The 19,023-nt window shown below is 67.4% G+C and carries 17 protein-coding genes; 13 read left to right on the forward strand and 4 right to left on the reverse strand.

All coding sequences use genetic code 11. The features are described from left to right. Positions 1 to 181 precede the first annotated feature (181 nt). Together ACMAUO_RS08975 and glnA are read left to right on the forward strand one after the other, a co-directional pair. Complete coding sequence (locus ACMAUO_RS08975) at positions 182 to 520, forward strand: P-II family nitrogen regulator (RefSeq protein ID WP_420356572.1); 339 nt, start codon at positions 182 to 184, stop codon at positions 518 to 520. A gap of 145 nt (positions 521 to 665) precedes the next feature. Beyond that, complete coding sequence (gene glnA / locus ACMAUO_RS08980) at positions 666 to 2,126, forward strand: type I glutamate--ammonia ligase (protein ID WP_420356573.1); 1,461 nt, start codon at positions 666 to 668, stop codon at positions 2,124 to 2,126. A 174-nt stretch (positions 2,127 to 2,300) separates the two neighbouring features. On the opposite strand, the gene ACMAUO_RS08985 is transcribed toward glnA, so the two are convergent. After that, the gene (locus ACMAUO_RS08985; protein ID WP_420356574.1) at positions 2,301 to 4,151 is read right to left on the reverse strand and encodes a chloride channel protein; all 1,851 of its coding nucleotides are present in this window, start codon (positions 4,149 to 4,151) and stop codon (positions 2,301 to 2,303) included. A 180-nt stretch (positions 4,152 to 4,331) separates the two neighbouring features. Here ACMAUO_RS08985 and ACMAUO_RS08990 point away from each other — a divergent pair, with 180 nt between their 5' ends. Both ACMAUO_RS08990 and ACMAUO_RS08995 read left to right on the forward strand, forming a co-directional pair. Next, positions 4,332 to 5,318 (forward strand): NAD(P)H-quinone oxidoreductase, encoded by a 987-nt coding sequence (locus ACMAUO_RS08990; protein ID WP_420357241.1) that lies wholly within the window; start codon positions 4,332 to 4,334, stop codon positions 5,316 to 5,318. A 73-nt stretch (positions 5,319 to 5,391) separates the two neighbouring features. Next, positions 5,392 to 6,183 carry an alpha/beta fold hydrolase gene (locus ACMAUO_RS08995; protein ID WP_420356575.1) on the forward strand — a complete coding sequence of 264 codons (792 nt, stop codon included), beginning with the start codon at positions 5,392 to 5,394 and terminating at the stop codon, positions 6,181 to 6,183. A gap of 49 nt (positions 6,184 to 6,232) precedes the next feature. Here ACMAUO_RS08995 and ACMAUO_RS09000 read toward each other — a convergent pair whose 3' ends face one another. Further along, a complete protein-coding gene (locus tag ACMAUO_RS09000) occupies positions 6,233 to 6,892 on the reverse strand; it encodes a DNA-3-methyladenine glycosylase family protein (RefSeq protein WP_420356576.1) in 660 nt (219 codons plus the stop codon). Between the two features lie 212 nt (positions 6,893 to 7,104). Between ACMAUO_RS09000 and ACMAUO_RS09005 the strand changes: the two genes are divergently transcribed. From ACMAUO_RS09005 to ACMAUO_RS09015, 3 genes are all read left to right on the forward strand, one after another. Beyond that, on the forward strand, positions 7,105 to 8,250 hold the full coding sequence (locus ACMAUO_RS09005) for an energy transducer TonB (RefSeq protein ID WP_420356577.1): 1,146 nt from the start codon (positions 7,105 to 7,107) through the stop codon (positions 8,248 to 8,250). Between the two features lie 60 nt (positions 8,251 to 8,310). Further along, a complete protein-coding gene (locus tag ACMAUO_RS09010) occupies positions 8,311 to 9,768 on the forward strand; it encodes an AMP nucleosidase (RefSeq protein WP_420356578.1) in 1,458 nt (485 codons plus the stop codon). 108 nt (positions 9,769 to 9,876) lie between these two features. Further along, on the forward strand, positions 9,877 to 10,221 hold the full coding sequence (locus ACMAUO_RS09015) for an acyl-CoA thioesterase (protein WP_420357242.1): 345 nt from the start codon (positions 9,877 to 9,879) through the stop codon (positions 10,219 to 10,221). Between the two features lie 90 nt (positions 10,222 to 10,311). Here the strand turns inward: ACMAUO_RS09015 and ACMAUO_RS09020 are convergent, their stop codons facing one another. Further along, a complete protein-coding gene (locus ACMAUO_RS09020) occupies positions 10,312 to 11,013 on the reverse strand; it encodes a DUF6624 domain-containing protein (RefSeq protein WP_420356579.1) in 702 nt (233 codons plus the stop codon). A gap of 378 nt (positions 11,014 to 11,391) precedes the next feature. Beyond that, entirely contained in the window at positions 11,392 to 12,312 is a 921-nt protein-coding gene (locus ACMAUO_RS09025; RefSeq protein ID WP_420356580.1) for a LysR family transcriptional regulator, read from the reverse strand. 238 nt (positions 12,313 to 12,550) lie between these two features. Here ACMAUO_RS09025 and ACMAUO_RS09030 point away from each other — a divergent pair, with 238 nt between their 5' ends. The 6 genes from ACMAUO_RS09030 (at position 12,551) to ACMAUO_RS09055 (ending at position 18,857) form a co-directional block, all read left to right on the forward strand. Then, entirely contained in the window at positions 12,551 to 14,128 is a 1,578-nt protein-coding gene (locus ACMAUO_RS09030; RefSeq protein WP_420357243.1) for an MFS transporter, read from the forward strand. A gap of 19 nt (positions 14,129 to 14,147) precedes the next feature. Continuing rightward, positions 14,148 to 15,224, forward strand: a complete 1,077-nt coding sequence (locus ACMAUO_RS09035; protein WP_420356581.1) for an HlyD family secretion protein — start codon at positions 14,148 to 14,150, stop codon at positions 15,222 to 15,224. Beyond that, entirely contained in the window at positions 15,211 to 16,755 is a 1,545-nt protein-coding gene (locus ACMAUO_RS09040) for an efflux transporter outer membrane subunit (protein ID WP_420356582.1), read from the forward strand. The genes ACMAUO_RS09035 and ACMAUO_RS09040 overlap by 14 nt, the downstream gene beginning before the upstream one ends. A gap of 19 nt (positions 16,756 to 16,774) precedes the next feature. Further along, a complete protein-coding gene (locus tag ACMAUO_RS09045) occupies positions 16,775 to 17,521 on the forward strand; it encodes a pirin family protein (protein ID WP_420356583.1) in 747 nt (248 codons plus the stop codon). A 283-nt stretch (positions 17,522 to 17,804) separates the two neighbouring features. Next, positions 17,805 to 18,167, forward strand: a complete 363-nt coding sequence (locus ACMAUO_RS09050) for a hypothetical protein (RefSeq protein ID WP_420356584.1) — start codon at positions 17,805 to 17,807, stop codon at positions 18,165 to 18,167. 60 nt (positions 18,168 to 18,227) lie between these two features. Next, a complete protein-coding gene (locus tag ACMAUO_RS09055) occupies positions 18,228 to 18,857 on the forward strand; it encodes a 2OG-Fe(II) oxygenase (protein ID WP_420356585.1) in 630 nt (209 codons plus the stop codon). Positions 18,858 to 19,023: the final 166 nt, after the last annotated feature.

Here is a 19,023-nt window from a genome sequence, read left to right on the forward strand (position 1 = left end):
GGGGCACCCTTGCGGCCGCGCGCGTGCAGATGTGCGGAAAATCCCGGCATTTTGCAATCCGCTCCGATTGCCTGCGGGCGCGACCCGTGCCACGGTATCGGGGGCGGCCGGCCGGGCCGGTCGGCCCAGGCACAGCGCGGTCCCGGCCCCCGGCACCGCCCCAGGATGTGGCGACGCGGGCATGAAGAAGATCGAGGCCATCATCAAGCCGTTCAAGCTGGACGAAGTGAAGGACGCGCTGCACGAAATCGGCCTGATGGGCATTACGGTGACCGAGGCCAAGGGGTTCGGCCGCCAGAAGGGCCATACCGAGCTGTATCGCGGCGCCGAATACATCGTGGATTTCCTGCCCAAGGTGAAGCTGGAGATCGTCTGCGCCGACGACATGGTCGATCGCGCGGTCGAGACGATCGTGGCCGCCGCGCGCACCGGCCGTATCGGCGACGGCAAGATCTTCATCATGCCGGTGGAGGACGTGATCCGCATCCGCACCGGGGAAAGGGGCAATGACGCCATCTGACCCCCGGCCACCCCATCCCTTCTCCGTCCGGCGCAAGCCTGCGGACGATGGCGGGACCTGTCATCCTATCGACAACGGGCCCCTAGTTTCGTAACCGTTCCACCGCCGTGTCGTGCGGCACCTTCAGTTCAAGGCAGGTATATCGATGGCGAAGAAAGCCCAGAGTTCAGCTCCGACCACCCTTCCGTCCCCTTCCGCTGAGGCTGTCGCCAAGGTCTTCAGCCTGATCCAGGAACATTCCGTGGAGCTGGTGGACCTGCGCTTCACCGATCCGCGCGGCAAGTGGCACCATACCTGCCAGCATGTGTCGACCATCGAACAGGACACGTTCCGCGACGGCTTCATGTTCGACGGCTCGTCGATCGGCGGCTGGAAGGCCATCAACGAGAGCGACATGGTCCTGCTGCCGGACCCCACCACCGCCGTGATGGACCCGTTCTCGGCCAAGCCGCAGCTGATCCTGATCTGCGACATCATCGAGCCCTCGACCGGCCGGTTCTATAACCGCGACCCGCGCTCGACCGCCAAGCTGGCCGAAGCCTATCTGAAGTCGACCGGCCTGGGCGATACCGCCTTCTTCGGCCCGGAAGCCGAATTCTTCATCTTCGACAACGTCAAGTTCGGCACCGGCCCGAATTTCGGCATCTATCAGCTCGACAGCATCGAAGGCCCCGGCGCGTCGCTGAAGGATTATCCGGAAGGCAACATGGGCCATCGGCCCGGCGTGAAGGGTGGCTACTTCCCCGTGCCGCCGGTGGACAGCGAGAGCGACCTGCGCGCCGAGATGCTGACCACGATGGGCGAGATGGGCCTGCCGATCGAGAAGCACCACCACGAGGTCGCGCAGTCGCAGCATGAGCTGGGCACGAAGTTCAGCACGCTGGTCGAATCCGCCGACTTCATGCAGATCTACAAATACTGCGTGCACAACGTCGCGCATTCCTACGGCAAGACCGCGACCTTCATGCCGAAGCCGATCTATGGCGACAACGGCTCGGGCATGCATGTGCATCAGTCGATCTGGAAGGCCGGCAAGCCCGTCTTCGCCGGCAACGGCTATGCCGACCTGTCGGACCAGGCGCTGTATTACATCGGCGGCATCATCAAGCATGCCAAGGCGCTGAACGCCTTCACCAACCCCTCCACCAACTCCTACAAGCGCCTGATCCCGGGCTTCGAGGCGCCGGTGCTGCTGGCCTATTCGGCCGCCAACCGTTCGGCTTCGTGCCGTATCCCGTACGCGACCAGCCCCAAGGCGAAGCGCGTCGAGGTGCGGTTCCCCGACCCGACCGCCAACCCGTACCTGGCCTTCGCCGCCATGCTGATGGCCGGCCTGGACGGCATCAAGAACAAGATCCACCCCGGCGATGCCATGGACAAGGATCTGTACGACCTGCCGCCCGAGGAGCTGAAGCAGATCCCGACCGTTTGCGGGTCGCTGCGCGAAGCGCTGGGCGCGCTGGCCGCCGATCACGAGTTCCTGCTGGCCGGTGGCGTGTTCACCAAGGACCAGATCGAGAGCTATATCGAGCTGAAGTGGCAGGAAGTGTACAAGTTCGAACACACGCCGCATCCGGTCGAGTTCGAGATGTATTACTCCGTCTGATCCCTGCTTTACGGGATTGGAGAATGGGCGCCGGATCCGTGAGGGTCCGGCGTTCTTTTTTGAAAAAAAGAACCAAAAAACTTCTGATCCGTTCAGGAGTTTTATGCCTGCGCGTTCCGCGGCACCTGACCGAGTCAAAGTCTTTTTGCTTCTTTTTCTTCAGAAAAAGAAGACTTAACCGCGCGGCCCCTTCTCGCCTGCCAGTTCCCGCCGGGAGCGATCCAGTTCCTCGCTATACCGGCGCAGGGCGTGCTGCTCGGTGAGCATGCCACGCACCTGCCGGCCTTCCGTGCTGTCGACCACCACCAGCGCGTCGCTTTCGGCCTGTTCGAAGCGGGCGATGGCGTCGCGCAGGTTCATCTGCGGCACCAGCATCTGGTCGCGATACTGGGCGAAGCGGGAGAGGGTTTCGTCGGGGAGCGCGGTGTCCACGTACAGATCCGGCACCTGCACCAGCCCGACATAGCGGCCGGCCTGGTCGACCAGCACGATGCGTTGGGCCGACCCCAGCGGGAAGACGCAGCGGGCGGCCTGAACCGTCGTATCCTGGCACAGGGTCTTGACGTCCTGACGCATCATTCTGCCGACCGTCAGGGTGCGGATCCAGCCGATATCGACGGCCGAGCGGATCGATTCCCCGCGCAGGTGGAAGCGCCAGGTGGCGAAGGAATAGCCGAAGGTGCGGCGGACGGTGAGGCTGGCGATGACAGAGGCCACCAGCACGGCGGCGGTCAGGGGCAGGCTGCCGGTCATTTCCAGCGCGAGGAAGACCATGGTCATCGGGGCGCCGACCACCGCGACGGCCATGGCGCTCATGCCGACCAGGGCGCAGAGTTCGGCCGAGAGGGGGGTGGCGGAGATCAGCGCCAGGATGCCGCCGAAGGCCGCCCCGGTGAGGACGCCCAGATAGAGCGAGGCGAAGAACAGGCCGCCCCGGAAGCCGGAACCGATGGAGACCGAGGAGGCCAGCGCCTTCATGGCCAGCAGGGCCAGCAGCCAGCCGGTGGGGTAGTCGTGCTCCAGCGCGATGCGCATTGCCCAGTGGCCGGAGGACATGACGGTGGGCGAGACCAGCGCCAGCAGGCCGACCACCAGGCCACCGACAGCGGGGCGCATCCAGGCCGGCAGGCCGGAGCGGCGGAACAGGGCCTCGGCCAGCGTGACGCAATACATGAGCCCGACACCCAGCAGGGCGGCGACGATGCCCAGGGTGGCGATGGGCAGGTAGTCGTCCACCCGCAGGATGGCGGGCAGGACCACGGTGACGCCGGGGGCGGCGCTGTGGAGCAGGCGGGTGACGCCGATGGCGCAGATCGAAGCGGCGGCGACCGGGGCCAGGTTGGCCAGCGAGTAGGTGCCGATGACCAGCTCGAACGCATAGAACGCGCCGGCCAGCGGCGCGTCGAAGGCCGCCCCGATGGCGCCGGCCGCGCCGCAGCCGACCAGCAGGCGCAGATCCTCGCGCCGGACGCGGAACATGCGGCCGAGGCGCGAGCCGGTGGCGGCACCGATCTGGCTGAAGCCGGCCTCCAGCCCCACCGATGCGCCGACGGCGTTGGACAGGACCGTCTGGAGGGCGACGATCGCGCTGTCGCGCATCGACATGCGGCCGCCATGCAGGGCGTTGGCCTCGATGGGGTCAACGGGGCGGCCGGGGGCCCAACGGGCGATGAAGATCCCGAGCAGGCCGAGGGCCAGGCCGCCCAATGTGGGCACCAGGACCGCGCGGAGGGGGATGATGGCGGCCAGCCCGGAAATGCGGCCCTCGCCGGGGGCGGCGAACAGGAGACGGTGGGCCAGCAGGGTGGCGTGGTTCATGACGCTGACCAGGACGCCAGCGCCGCAGCCGACGCAGGCGGCGAGCACCACCAGCCATAGTTCGTCGGCGCGGACCAGGGCGCGCAGCAGGCGCGGGACGTAGGATACCCGGTCTTCGCGTACGCCGCCTTCTGCCCCATCCGGGGGCAGGAATGCACCGCGATGGCGGCGCAGATGGTTCAGCAGGCCGAGAGTGGAGGACGGCACGGCAGGTCACTTTCGCGCGGCGGCCGGCGGATGGTGTACGGCACCGGGGCGCCCGTAGCGACTATTTGAAGTGATGTGCCTGTCGGATCAACCGGAATTCGGTCTTACCATGCCGCCCCGTCGCGCCTGCGGCCCCCCGATCGCGGAGAAATGCCCGTGTCCCCTGCCCTGCCCCCCACCATGCGTGCCGTGATCGTGCGCGAGCCCGGCGCGCCCGAGTCGATGGTCCTGGCCGACCTGCCCCTGCCCGTGCCCGGACCGGGCGAGGTGCTGGTGCGGGTGCGGGCGGCGGGGGTGAACCGGCCCGACCTGATGCAGCGCAAGGGGCTGTATCCGCCGCCGCCGGGGGCCAGCCCGCTGCTGGGACTGGAAATTGCCGGCGAGGTGGTGGCCAGGGGGCCGGACGCGCCGGACTGGCCGGAGATCGGCACGCCGGTCTGCGCGCTGGCCAATGGTGGGGGCTATGCCGAATATTGCGCGGTGCCGGCGGGGCAGTGCCTGCCCTGGCCGGACGGGTTCGATGCCATCCGCGCCGCCGCCCTGCCCGAGACGTTCTTTACCGTATGGTCGAACCTGGTGATGACCGCGCATGTCGCGGCCGGGGAGAAGGTGCTGATCCATGGGGGGGCCGGGGGCATCGGCACGGCGGCGATCCAGACCGTGCGGGCGCTGGGGGCCGTGCCCTATGTGACCGTGGGCTCGGCCGAGAAGGCGGCGCTGTGCCTGAAGCTGGGTGCGGAGGCCGCGATCGACTACCGGGAGGAGGATTTCGTCGCGCGGATCGACGCACTGACCGGGCGGCGGGGCGTGGATGTGGTGCTGGACGTGATCGGCGGCCCCTATCTGGACCGCAACCTGCGCTGTCTGGCGCCGGGGGGGCGGCTGGTGATCATCGCGCTGCAAGGCGGGGCCAAGGCGCAGGAAGTGGGCGTGGGGCGCATCCTGACGCGGCACCTGACGGTGGCCGGCACCACGCTGCGGCCGCGCGACGGGGCCTACAAGGCCCGCGTGGCGGAGGGGCTGCGCGCGGCGCTGTGGCCGAAGCTCTCCGATGGGACCATCGCACCGCTGATCCATGCCACTTTCCCGCTTGCCGAGGTGGTGGAGGCCCATAAGCTGATGGAATCGGGCAGCCATGCGGGCAAGATCGTGCTCGATCTGCGTTAGTGTTATAACATCGACCTGATCATCCGGCCCGCTGCGGATTCCGGCGCGGATCAAGGTAAAGGACCATGCCATCGTGCTGCTGAACGTCATCGAGCGCGGACCTGAAGACCGGTCGGACGCTCATTCCGCGCGTCCGCCCATCGTGCTGCTGCATGGCCTGTTCGGCCGGGCCCGCAATCTGGGCTTTTTCCAGCGGCGGCTGGCGCGGACCCGGCGGACGCTGGCGATCGACCTGCGCAACCATGGCGACAGCCCGCATGGGCCAATGGACTACAACACCATGGCCGGCGATCTGCTGGACACGCTGGCCCATCACGCGGCGTTGCCCGCGACGCTGGTGGGCCATTCGATGGGCGGCAAGGTGGCGATGACGCTGGCGCTGACCCGGCCGGGGATGGTGCACAGCCTGGTGGTGGCCGACATTCCGCCCGCCCGCACCGGCCATGGGCAGTTCTCGCTGGGCGAGCAGATGCTGCGGGTGCGGTTTCCGCACTATCTGAACCGGGCCGAGGCCGATGCCCTGCTGCTGCCCGAGATCCCGAATGCCGACGTGCGGGCGCTGATGCTGCAGAACATCCGGCTGGGCGAGAATCCGGGGTGGGTGATCGGGCTGAAGGAGATCGTGGACTCGATGACCAATATCGAGAGCTGGCCTTATATTCCGGAGGGTTACACCTATCCTGGCCCCACGCTGTTCCTGGCCGGCGGGAATTCACCCTATATCCGGCGGGAACATTATGCGGTGATGCGCCGGCTGTTCCCCAACTACCATCTGGAACTGATCGAGCATGCCGGCCACTGGCTGCATGTGGAAAATCCCACCCGCTTTGCCGCACTGCTGGAAGATTTCACGAACCGCTACTGAGACCCTGACCGCAAATGCGCGCTGGTGACGATCCGGCGCGCGTTTTCGATCAGGGTCCCACATATCGGCCGGCTGCCGCTTTCGCGGCCTCGGCGGCGCGCCAGAGATACCAGGCGGCGGCGGAGCGGTAGGGGCTCCAGTCCCGGGTGAGCGCGGCCAGTTCGGCGGGGCGGGGCTGGGTGTCCAGCCGCTTGATCACCCGCCAGCCCTCGCGCACGCCGAAATCGTCGACCGGCATGACGTCGGTGCGGCCCAGCGAGAAGATCAGCAGCATTTCCACCGTCCAGCGCCCGACGCCGCGCAGGGTGGTGAGGCGGGCGATCAGGTCTTCGTCGGTCATCGACTCGGCCTCGTGCCGCGAGGGAACCACGCCGTCGAGCCGGGCCTGGGCGACGCCCCGGATCGCGCGGATCTTGGTGCCGGACAGGCCGCAGGCGCGCAGGTCGGCCTCCGGCAGGGCCAGCAGCGCCTCGGGCGTGGGGAAGGCGCCGCCGGCCAGCGCGACCAGCCGGCCGAGGATGGCCAGCGCCGCCCGGCCGTGGAGCTGCTGGTGGGCGATGGCGCTGATCAGTGCTTCGTAGGGGGCGCGGTCGGCCTCCACGCGCAGGCCGCAGGGCCCTGTTCGCGCCACCAGCGCCGCCAGATCGGGGTCGGCGGCGGAGAGATGGGTGCGGAGGGTGTGGTCGGGGGTGGGAATGGCGGATGGCATGATGGGTGAGAGCCTGGCGGAACGGCGGGATGGGCGGCGATGCGGTGGGTATTTTCGGCCGGAGTCCGAGATCGGCGTGGCAACGCCGGGCCGACGGTGACATCATGATACGATATCATGACGGCAAGATATCATGACAACGGGACCGCCAGCGGCTAGGGTCCCGAAAGACCACGCGCCGCAGGCGACCACGCGGAGACTCCCGGCACTTCATGACGGTGACACTCAGTCCTTCCTCCCGCCATCGCCAGGCCGAGGAGCCCGTCCTGATCCCGCGCGCGGATGTTCGGGCGCGTTCGGCACGCGCGCCGGAACCGCCGGAACGCCCCCACGGGCGCGAGGGCCTGCGCCCCGAGCCCGTTGCCCGCCCCGCCGGCTACCACCCGCTGAAACAGTCCGGCGCGCCGATGATCCGGCCGGATACGGTGGCGGAACCGGGCGTTGCGACCGTGCTTGCGATCTCCGCCGCGCTGCATCTGGTGCTGCTGGCGATCATCCTCCAGGCGGCGCGGCATCATGCCGGGGGCTCGTCCGCGCCCGAAGCGCCGACCGTGGAGATGATGTTCACCCCGCCGGCCTCCAGCGGCCTGCAGGGCCGCAATTCGCCCGACCAGGCCGGGGGCAGCGGGTCGCACGCCAAGCCGACGCCGACCACGCCGCAGCCCGACGAGCCGCAGCCCAGCGATTCCTCGCCCTCGCCCAGCGTGCCGTCGCCGCAGACGCCGGCCGCACCCACGCTGCCGCGCACGCCCTCGGACGAGACCCTGCCCGACCAGCCTTCCGCCGAGCCGCCCAACCCGGCGATGCAGAGCCCCGGCCAGGCGGCCCACCCCACGGCGCACCCGACGCCGCGCCATACGCAGCCGAACCGGCAGCGCACGCCCAGCCATGCGCCTTCGCCGTTCGACCATCCGATGGACCTGTCCTTCGCCCCGTCGCCGGGGCCGGTGCGCCAGCGGCGCGGGCGCGCGGGCGGCTCCGGCGGGCCGATCGACCTGTCGGTGGGGCCGGTGGTGCGCAACGGGCAGTTGAACGCCCCCTATTCGAGCCAGACGCAGGTGCGGGGCGTCAGCGAGGATTATGGCGAGGAAATCGACCGCTGGATCCGCCGCCATATGTATTATCCCGAGGAGGCCGCCCGCGCGGGCGACGACGGGGCCTCTACCGTGCATGTGGTGCTGGACCGCAGCGGGCGCGTGCGCGGAGTGCGGCTGACGGGCCAGTCGGGATCGTACTATCTGGATGCCGCGACCACCGGCATGTTCCACGGTGCCGAGCTGCCGCCGGTGCCGCCGGACATGACGGGCGACCATTTCGATATCGACGTGACGATCAACTACATCCTGATCCGGCGCTGAACCCTGGCCAGAGGGCGCCCGGGGGGCGCCGGGGGGCGCTTGCAGCGGAAGGAATGGCGCATGCGTGACGATTTCGCCGCGATCCGCGACCGTGTGGGCACGGATTTCGAAGCCTTCGACGATGCCGACGCGGCGGTGCGGCGGATTGCCGACCTCTATGAAGCGGCCGTGCATGAATTGCGCGCGGCCTTCGGCCGGCGGCAGCCCGCCGGGCCGGTGGTGCCGACCTATCCCTACCTGGCCTTCGCCGTCAGCCGCGCGCCGCTGGCCGAGGATACAAGGCCGCCCTTCGACGTGGTGCTGGAACCGGGATTCTACGGCACCACCCTGACCCACCCGGAACTGTTCCGCGATTACTGGCGCGAGCAGATCGGCATCCTGCTGCATCATTACCGCCAGCCGGTGCTGGTGGGGCGGTCGCGTCGGCCGATCCCGCTGCCTTATGTGATGGAAGAGGCCGTGACCGCCATCACCGAGGACGACCTGCGGCTGTTGCAGCGCCATTACGCGCTGCCGGACCTGCACGCCACCGACGACAGCATCGCCAATTGCGCGCTGATTCCGCACCCGGACGAGGCCCGGCCGCTGTCGCTGTTTACCGCCGAGCGCACCGATTATTCGCTGGCGCGGCTGCATCATTATACCGGCACCGCGCCGCGCCATGTGCAGCGCTTTATCCTGCTGACCAACTACCAGCGCTATGTGGACGCTTTTCGCGACTACGGGCGCGCGCAGGTGGATCTGGGCGGCGAATATGACCGCTTCGTGGAGCCCGGCGACCAGATCCATCGGCGGGGCGATGCCGCCCGGCTGCCCCTGGGCGGATCGCTGCCGCAGATGCCGGCCTATCATCTGTGCCGGCCGGATGGTGACGGGATCACGCTGGTGAATATCGGCGTGGGGCCGGCCAATGCGAAGACGATTACCGACCATCTGGCGGTGCTGCGGCCGCATTGCTGGCTGATGGTGGGCCATTGCGCCGGCCTGCGGCGGACCCAGCGGCTGGGCGACTACGTGCTGGCGCATGGCTATGTGCGCGACGACCATGTGCTGGACGACGATTTGCCGCCCTGGGTGCCGGTGCCGCCGATCGCCGAGGTGCAGGTGGCGTTGCAGGACGTGACGGCCCGGGTGACCGGGCTACACGACTCCGAACTGAAGACCCGGCTGCGCACCGGCACGGTGATGACGACCGACAACCGGAACTGGGAATTGCGGCTGAAGGCGCTGTTCACGCAGATCAACATGTCGCGATCCATCGCGGTGGACATGGAGTCCGCCACCATTGCCGCCAACGGGTTCCGCTTCCGCGTGCCGTACGGCACCTTGCTGTGCGTGTCTGACAAACCGCTGCATGGCGAGCTGAAATTGCGGGGCATGGCCAATGCCTTCTATCGCGAGCGCGTGGCCCAGCATCTGACGGTGGGGATCGAGACGATGCGGCAGTTGCGCGCGCAGGGGGTGGACCGCCTGCACTCACGCAAGCTACGCGGTTTCGACGAGCCCCCGTTTCGTTGAGTGCATGGCTTCGGGCCAAGCCAGGGAGATGATTGCGTGACCGATTCAGACCAGCCAGAAGCCGCCCCCCAGCCGCCGGCCGGCCAGCCGACCATCCGCGTGGTGGCGATGCCGGCCGATGCCAATGCGGCGGGCGATATCTTCGGCGGCTGGCTGATGTCGCAGATGGATCTGGCCGCCGGCACCGCCGCCGCGCTGCGGGCGCGGGGGCGGTGCGTGACGGTGGCGATCGACAAGGTGATCCTGCATCAGCCGGTGCTGATCGGCGACGAGGTGAGCCTTTATACCGACATCGTGCGCACCGGGCGGTCCTCGATGTCGATCCATGTGCAGACCTGGCGCCGGGCGCGCCATTCGCATGAGACGGTGAAGGTGACGGAGGGGGTGTTCACCTTCGTGGCCATTGATGACGAGCGCCGGCCCCGGCCGTTGCCGCCGGAGATGCCGCGCTGAGCGCGCGGCGCGCAACCATGGGCTCCTCCCCTTTGCCGGCGCCCGGGTGGCGCGTGACGTGACGGCGTCGCCGCCCGGCGCAGGCGCGTTTCAACAATGTGCGGGAAGATATTTGAGATAGGCGGCTTCCGACGGAAGATCCATCTCGGCCCGTCGCGCATCCAGTCTTTTCGGATCTTCTCCGCCAGCATCCAGAGAATAGGGCGCCCAGTGGTGGTTCTGGCAGGAGAGCTGGGAACCGTAATGCTGCTTTCCGGTCGTGGCGAGCATGACACGGTCATCGAGCATGGCATAACCGGGCCTGGAAAACTTTCCTGATCGGGCAAGCGGTTCGAGCTGACGCAGCGTCGTGACCTGAAAGACCGGGTCGATATCCGCGTGCTGGACGAGAAGCCACATTCTTTCTGCCGATTTGTGGCCTGCTTCGAGAACCGCCGACCATCCCCGGGTTTCGAGAACATGGCGCGCCCACCGGCTATTGTTCCAGTCTACATTGATGGCCGCCAGCGCGATGCGGTTGCTCAGCACCTTGTATGTCGCGGCATCGAGCCCGGGGAGGTGCTCCATCGTTCCCATCATCATGGGAAAACGCCACATCTGGTCCGGGATGATGCGGGCGGTTATCTGCTCTTCGAGCGTGTCCTTTTCAGGATTACTTTCCAGGGATTTTCCGGCCGTACTGACGGCTGCCTCGTAGGTCTGGAAATAGGGCTGGCTGCGGGACAGCGCGGTTTCGAAGGCATCGCGGCTTTTGAAACCTTCTGCTGCCGCGGCCGCCATGCTGACCTGCATGCAGAGATGATCCTGGTAACCGGAATGCTCCGGGACCGACGCGGTGACGCCGATTGCCTTCAGTGCCGCGTCTTGGGCGAGTGCTGCGTCATGCAGGCATGCGTGGATATAATGTTCGATGGACTGCCAGTCCGCGATCTGCCCGGATGTAGCACCGGGGAAGGTCCCGCTCAGGAAAGCGTAGTCGCCGGGATCGAAGCTACCGTCATGGACGAAGGGAGAGAGTTGCGACGGCGGCGCGGCGGCCCCTAGAATGAGGGAAAACGCACCGATCCCGGCGGAACGGAAAGCCCTGCGAAAACAAACCATCCAGACCGCGCCCTGAAAGAAATCGTTTCCCGATCGTGCCATGTCAGGATCGCACCGATCAAGACCCGGTCAGTTCAGTTCGCTCTGGATCTGGCGGGCGACGCGGAAGATGGTTTCGCGCAGCCAGCGGTGGACCGGGTCGTTGTCGCGCCTGGGGTGCCAGGCCTGGAAGGCTTCGACGCGGGGGAGCGGGAACGGGTAGTCGAACAGGGCCAGGCCGCGCTCGGCCAGCGGTACGCGGTAGAGGGCCATGTCGGGCAGGGTCACGATGAGGTCCGTGTCGCGCATGCTGTCGATCATGGCCTTGTAATGCGGGACGACCAGGACGACGCGGCGGGACAGGCCATATTGGTCGCGCAGGATGCGGTCGATCGGGCCGTGGGCGCGGCCACGGCGCGAGACGCTGATATGGTCGTAATGGGTCAGGGTTTCCGGCGTGATGCCCTCGGCGAAGATCGGGTGGTCCTTGCGCACCAGCGCCTTCATGATGTTGTAGAAGACGGTCTGGCGCCGGATTTCCGGCTTCAGCATGTCGGTCGCGCCGATATAGAGGTCGATCGCGTCCTCGCGCAGGGCCTGGTTGGCGGCGTCGTCGACTTCGGGCGCGAAGACCAGTTCGCAGTTCGGGCAGTCATGCCGCAGGGCGCGCATCAATGGCAGGGCCAGCGGGGCGACCACGACATCGTTGGCGCGAATGGTGAATTTGGGGGCCATGTTGCGCAGGTCGGCCAGGACCTGGGTTTCGATCAGCCCGTCGGCGGCGCGCACGACCGCCTGCACCCGGTCGCGGATGCCCAGCGCGAAGGCCGAGGCGATGAGGTGCCGGCCGGAGGGCACCAGGATCGGGTCGCCGAACACGGTGCGCAGTTTGGCGAGATGACGGCTCATTGCCGGTTCGCTGACATGCATCCGGCGGGCGGCGATGGAGACGCTCTGCTCTTCAATCAGCACCTGCAGGAAGCGCAACAGGTCGAGATCGTATCCACGCATCCGGGCACCCTATCTTTTCACGCAGGGAAAAGGCCAGCGGAAACACTTCCGGAAAGTGGAAGCCTGACCTAATCGGAATGGAGGTATTCCGGGTTTCGATTTCGATGATGATCCGGGCATGATTTCGGACCCTCATGACATGCGCGGCGGTGCGGCGGCGCCGGACGGGCCGGCCGGGCCGGCGCCGGCTGCCGCCTCGCCCGCGCCCGTGGCGCCGGTGATCCATGCCGCGCCGCCGATGCCGTCCTACATTCCGCCCTTCGGGCTGCGGACGGTCATCGGCTGTCTGGGGATGCTGCTGGCGGTGCATGTCGCGGGCTTCAACGAGCATGTGACGGAGATCGGCCTGTCGGACATTCGCGGGGCCATGCATCTGGGCCACGACGAGGGGACCTGGGTCACCACCATCTACGAGGCGTTCAACATCGCATCCATGGCGTTCACGCCGTGGTTCTACATGACGTTCTCGATCTATCGCTTTTCGATCTTCATCACGGCGGTGATGGCGCTGCTGGCGATTCCGGCACCCTTCATGCCCGACATTACGTCGCTGTGCGTGCTGCGGGCCTTCCAGGGGCTGGCGGGGGGGTGCCTGCCGCCGGTACTGATGACCGTGATGCTGAAATATCTGCCGGCGGAAATTCGGGTTTTCGGCATCGGCGGCTATGCCATGAGTGCGACCTTCGGCCCCAATCTGGGCCTGCCGCTGGAGGCCTTCTGGTTCGAGCATGTCGGCTGGCACTGGCTGTATTGGGAGATCATTCCCATGGCCGCGCTGGCGATCGCCATGCTTGCCTATGGCCTGCCGCGCGACCCGATGCATCTGGAGCGGTTCGAGAAATTCAACTGGTTCGGGCTGCTGGTCGGGCTGCCTTCGATCTGCTCGCTGGTGATCGTGCTGTATCAGGGCGACCGGCTGGACTGGTTCCGCTCGCCCGTCATCACGAACCTGGCCTTCTGGGGCGGGGCGGCGTTCGTCGTGTTCCTGGTCAACGAATCCTTTCATCCCAGCCCGTATTTCAAGATCAGTTACTGGCTGTCGCGCAATATCCAGGCCTCGCTGCTGTCGCTGGTGGGCATTCTGGCGATCTGTAGCCTGATGGCGGAGCTGCCGGCGACCTATCTGGCCGAGGTGCGCGGCTATCGGCCGATCCAGATGGCGCCCGTCTCGCTGGTGGTGGCGCTGCCGCAACTGATCATGCTTCCGCTGATCGCGGCCATCTGCAACAGCCGGCGCGTCGATTGCCGCTATGTGCTGGCCGGCGGGATGCTGTGCCTGGCGGCGGCGGCGTGGTTCGGCACCTGGCTGACGCCCGACTGGGTGCGGGACAATTTCTACATCATCCAGATCTTGCAGGTGTTCGGCCAGCCGATGACGGTGATCCCGACCCTGATGCTGGCGACACTGGCGCTGGGGCCGGCGGACGGGCCGTTCATCTCGGGCATGGTCAACATGCTCAAGGGACTGGCCAATGCGGTGGCGTTCGCGCTGTTCGCCGCGCTGACGCGGCGGCGGGAACAATATCACTCCACCATGCTGCTCGACCATCACGGCACGCACGGGCTGGCGTTGCAGGGCTTGGGCGAGCCGATCGGCCAGCAGCTTGCCGGGACCTCGCCCGATGCCGGGCATGTGGCGCGCAATGCGCTGGAGGTCTTTCACACCTTTATCCACGAGCAGGCGCTCGTGCTCGGGCTGGCGGATATCTATTTCATCCTGATCTGGGTCTGCCTGTTCTACGCCGTGCTGAACGTCGTCCTGCCCCGTCGCGTCTATCCGCCTCGCCCGCCGTCGGCGACGGCTCCCGCCCACTGAACCTCGCGGACCCTATCGCATGATCTACAGAAAACCCCTGCTTTATGCCGGCAGTACCGCCATCGTGCTCGCGCTTGCCGCCTGGGGCGGCAGCCGGCTGGTGATGGGCAACGGTATCGACCAATATACCAACGATGCCTATGTGACCGCCGATTTCACCGCCGTTGCCCCCAAGGTCTCCGGCCGGATCGACCGCGTGCTGGCCGAGGATAACGAGGCGGTGCGCGCCGGCGAGGAACTGGCGCATATCGAGGATGACGATTACCGCGCGGCGCTGGATGTGGCCCGTGGCCGGTTGCAGGCCGCGCAAGGAGCGGTGGCGAACCTGGAGGCCGAGCTGGCGCGGCAGGATTCGGTGATTGCCGGGGCCAGGGCGGCGGTGCAGGCCGACCAGGCGACGCTGCAATTCGCGCGGCAGAACATGGCGCGCTATCGCGACCTGTCGTCGGGCGGGGCGGGCACGGTGGAGCAGAAGCAGGCCACCGAGGCGCGCGAGAAGGAAACCGAAGCCGCCATGGCGCGCGACGAGGCCGCGACCGACAGCGCCGTGCGGCAGGTCGACGTGCTGAAGGCGCAGCTTGCGCGGGCGCAGGGCGAGGTGTTGCAGGCGCAGGGTGATGCGCGGCAGGCGGAACTGAACCTGTCCTACTGCACTATTCCGGCCCCGGTGAACGGCGTTGTCGGCGAGCGCGGGGTGCGCGTGGGGGCCTATGTGCATCCGGGTACCGCCATCCTGGCCGTGGTGCCGACGCAGGCGGCCTATGTGCTGGCGAATTACCAGGAAACCCAGTTGACGCATGTGCAGACCGGGCAGAGCGCGACCATCTGGGTCGATACCTTTCCCGGCCATCCGCTGAAGGCGCATGTGGATTCGCTGGCGCCGGCGACCGGCGTGGCGTTTGCGCCGATCCAGCCGGATAACGCCACCGGCAATTTCACCAAGGTGGTGCAGCGCGTGCCGGTGAAGCTGACCTTCGACCCCGGCCAGCCGCTGGCGGCCAAGGTGCGTGTCGGCATGTCGGTGGAAGTCAGCATCGATACCGCCTCCCAACCCTCCGGGCCCCATGCCAATGACGCGCGTTATGTCTGGCGCTGAGATGCTGCCGGCCGTGCGTCGTCTGGCCCCTGCCCTCTGTCTGGCGGCGCTGAGCGCCTGCACGGTCGGACCGGATTATCACAAGCCGGCGGTGCAGAGCCCGGCCGCGTGGCATCAGAGCGTGGCGCCGGCGCCGAGCCATCCGGTGATGGCCTCGACCGATCCGCAATGGTGGCGGCAGTTCAACGACCCGGTGCTGACGGCGCTGGAACAGGATGTGGCGGCGGCGAACCTGGACCTTCAGGCCGCGTCGCTGCGGCTGATGGAGAGTGCGGCCGAGCGGCGGATTGCCAGCGCGGCGCAGTTTCCGCATGCCGAGGCCAATGCGTCCTACGCGCGGGAACGGGCCAGCACCAACGGTATTCTCGGCCTGCTGGGCACCATGGAGCGCGAGCAGGCCGGCACCGTCGCCAGCGGCACGCAGGGGTTCGGGCCGACCGCGCTGCCGGGCAGTGTGGGCAATCCGTCGTTCAACCTGCCGCAATACGGCATGAATGCGTCGTGGGAAGTCGATCTGTGGGGCCATGTGCGCCGGCAGGTCGAGGCGGCCACGGCGGCCATGCGGGCCAGCGAGGATATGCGCCGCGACGTGCTGGTGTCGCTGATGGCCGAGACCGCGCAGGACTACATTGATCTGCGGGGGGTGCAGGCGCGGCTGGAGATTCTGGACCACAATATCGCCATTGCGCGCGACAGCGTGCGGCTGACGACGATGCGCTTCGACCGGGGGGCCGCCACGCGGCTGGATGTGGCGGATTCGACGGGGCAGTTGCGTGGCTTCGAGGCCCAGCGGTCTCCACTGGAGCGCCAGCAGGTGCATCTGCTCAATGCGTTGAGCTTTCTGGTGGCGCGGGAGCCGGGGGCGCTGAATGCGCGGCTTGGCAAGCCGGCGCCGATTCCGCCGGTGCCGGCCGACCTGCCGGTCGGGCTGCCGTCGCAATTGGCCGAGCGGCGGCCGGATATCCGCATGGCGGAAGAGCGGCTGCATGTCGCGACCGCCAGCGTCGGCGTGGCGGTGGCGGATTTCTTCCCGCGCATCACGCTGTCGGGCAGCCTCGATATCCAGGCGCTGCAATTCAGCGGGCTGGGGTCGTGGGCCTCGCGCCAGTACGGGTTCGGGCCGACGGCGACCCTGCCGCTGTTCGAGGGCGGGCGGCTGACGGGGCAGCTTCGTCTGCGCAAGGCGCAGCAGAAGGAGGCCGCGATCATGCTGCGGCGGACCGTGCTGAAGGCGTGGCAGGAAGTGGATGACGCGATGGCCGATCTGGCGACCGCGCAATCGGAACGCGACCGGCTGCGCGAGGCGGTGCGGGAGAACGAGATCGCGGTCGATACCGCGCGGATGCAGTACAAGGCCGGGGCCTCGGACTTCCTGACCGTGCTGACGGTGCAGAACCAGCTTCTGGCCTCGCAGGCGCGCTTCGTGGATGCGACGACCGAGATCTCGCGCTCGGTGACGCAGCTTTACCGCGCGCTTGGCGGCGGGTGGGAGGGCACCTATCCTGACGCCACCCCGGCATCGCACGGCTGACGAGAAGGATCGGGACCCGATGATCAGCATCCGGCGGGCGAGCACTCTGGGCGATGTGCGGCAGGGCGATGCGCTGTTGCACTGCCATTTTGCCTTCGCCTCGTTTCAGGACCCGCTTCATGTGCATGACGGGCGGCTGCGCGTGGTCAATGCGGGGCATCTGGCGGCCAATGCGGAATACGTGCTGGGGCCGGAGCGCAATGTCGATATCGCCACCTGGGTGGTGGACGGCGCGCTGACGGCGCGGAGCGACCTGTTCCCCGACGAGGCCATCGGGGCTGGTGGGCTGCATCTGCTCTCGACCGCCGCCGGGTGCCTGTCGATGGACTGGCGGGCGGGGGCGGCCGGGGCGTCGTTCCTGCAATTCTGGTTTCTGCCCGACGACGAGGGCGGCACGCCGGCGCAGGAGGCGCGGCCGGCCTTTGCCGGGCTGGAGGATGGGGGATTCCGCATTCTCGCCTCCGGCTTTCCGGAGGATGATCCCGAGGAGAGCGGCACCATTACCGATGGCGCGCCGGTGGTGCTGCGGGCCCGCGCGCGCCTGCTGCATGCGGCCATCCCGGAAGGGGAAGGGGCGTGCTACCAGACGACGCCGGGCCGCGCGCTTTACCTGGTGGTGGTGCGCGGCGCCGTTACGCTGGAGAATGCCGGCCTTGGCCCCGGCGACGGGGCGCGCATCGATGGCGAGCAGCAGTTCGTCGTCATGGCGAGCGAGGATGCGGTGATCCTGCTTGCGGATACGGCGGCACAGGATCGCGACCTGTAGGAGCCTGGCCGAAAATGCGGTCTGGCGGCGTGTCCTCCGCGCATTTCCTGTGCTTCGGTGTTCACGGCCATCAGGGCCGCCCCACTCCGATGCTCGGAAACACACGCCGGGCGCGGCCCTGGCGGGCCGCTCTCGCTCACCAGCCCGCATTTTCGGTCAGGCTCCAGGAGTCTATCGCCCGGTTCACCGGAAATTGTCCTGTGCTGCCTTTTTCTGGACGTCCGACCTGTTTAACGAACAGGTTCGGCTCCCGGCCCACGCCAGACAGCGAAAGGCGGAATACATGAAGAAACGGCGCTATATGGCGACGGTCGTCGTCAGTGTGGGCATGTTGGGCGAACTCTATGCCCCCGGCGCATCCGCCATGACGGACGGCGTGGACGCGGTCGCCCAGGAGCCCTCCCCTGCCAGTTCCACGGATGGCACCACCGCGCAGAGCCGCGCCGGATCGGGCGATACCGGCGGGCAAGCCCCTGCCCGGCGGCATCATGCCCGGCATGGCGATGACGGAGAGGATGGGGATGATGGTGACGACGGGGACGACGGCGATGATGGGGATGACGGCGACGATGGAGACGGCGATGACGGCGATGATTCCGGCCATCATCGCGCCCGCCATCACGGCGATGACGGAGATGACGGCTAGAGCAGATCCTGCGGCCTGATGCGACATGGCGATGGCCCGGGCCGTGGCGTGCGTGCGGACATGACAGCTTCCGCTGACGGGAGTGGCGAGGACGCGGGCATTCCGCGCGTCGCATGCCATGACGATATTCTGGGCGAGGCAGATCGGGAGCGGATCGACCGTTTTCTTCAGGCCCCGGAATGGGAGTTCGGGTGGAAGTCGCGCTCCAGGACCGATGTCTATTCGTTCTGGCACAAGCATTTCGCGGGCTACCGGAAAACCGGGCTGTACAGCGTGAAGGATGGCCGGTGGCCGCCGCCGGACTGTGCGGACGAACTGCGGAAGACCTCCGACCTGCTGTTCCGGTTCTGGACGCTGCTGAACGGCACGCTGCTGAAGGGCCATTCGCTGGTGCGCTGCTATGCCAATGCCATGCCGTTCGGGGCGGAGGGCACGCTGCATACGGATTCGACGGCGCCTTCCAGCCATACCTGCATCTATTATCCCCATCGCATATGGCATCCGAACTGGGCGGGGGAGACGGTCTTTTTCGACCGGGACCACAGCGATGTCATCGCCTCGATCTATCCGAAACCCAATCGGCTGGTACTGTTCCGGGGCGACATGCCGCATGTCGCGCGGGGCGTATCGCGCACATGCCCGGCCCTGCGGGTGACATTGGTGTTCAAGACCGAAGCGCCCGCCCCCTGAACGCCAGCCGGCCAGGGCGGTGATCGAAATCATCGGCGAGAGCGAACTGCTCGCGCGGCCCCTCGTCCACGGGCGCTGTCGACCTTCATTTACGGCCCCGCGCCACCGTAATAGTAACCGTCGACGCCAACCGGCATTCCTGAAACTGCCTCCAGGAGGCCCTCAC

Source organism: Gluconacetobacter brunescens (assembly GCF_048695475.1).
GTDB lineage: Bacteria > Pseudomonadota > Alphaproteobacteria > Acetobacterales > Acetobacteraceae > Gluconacetobacter.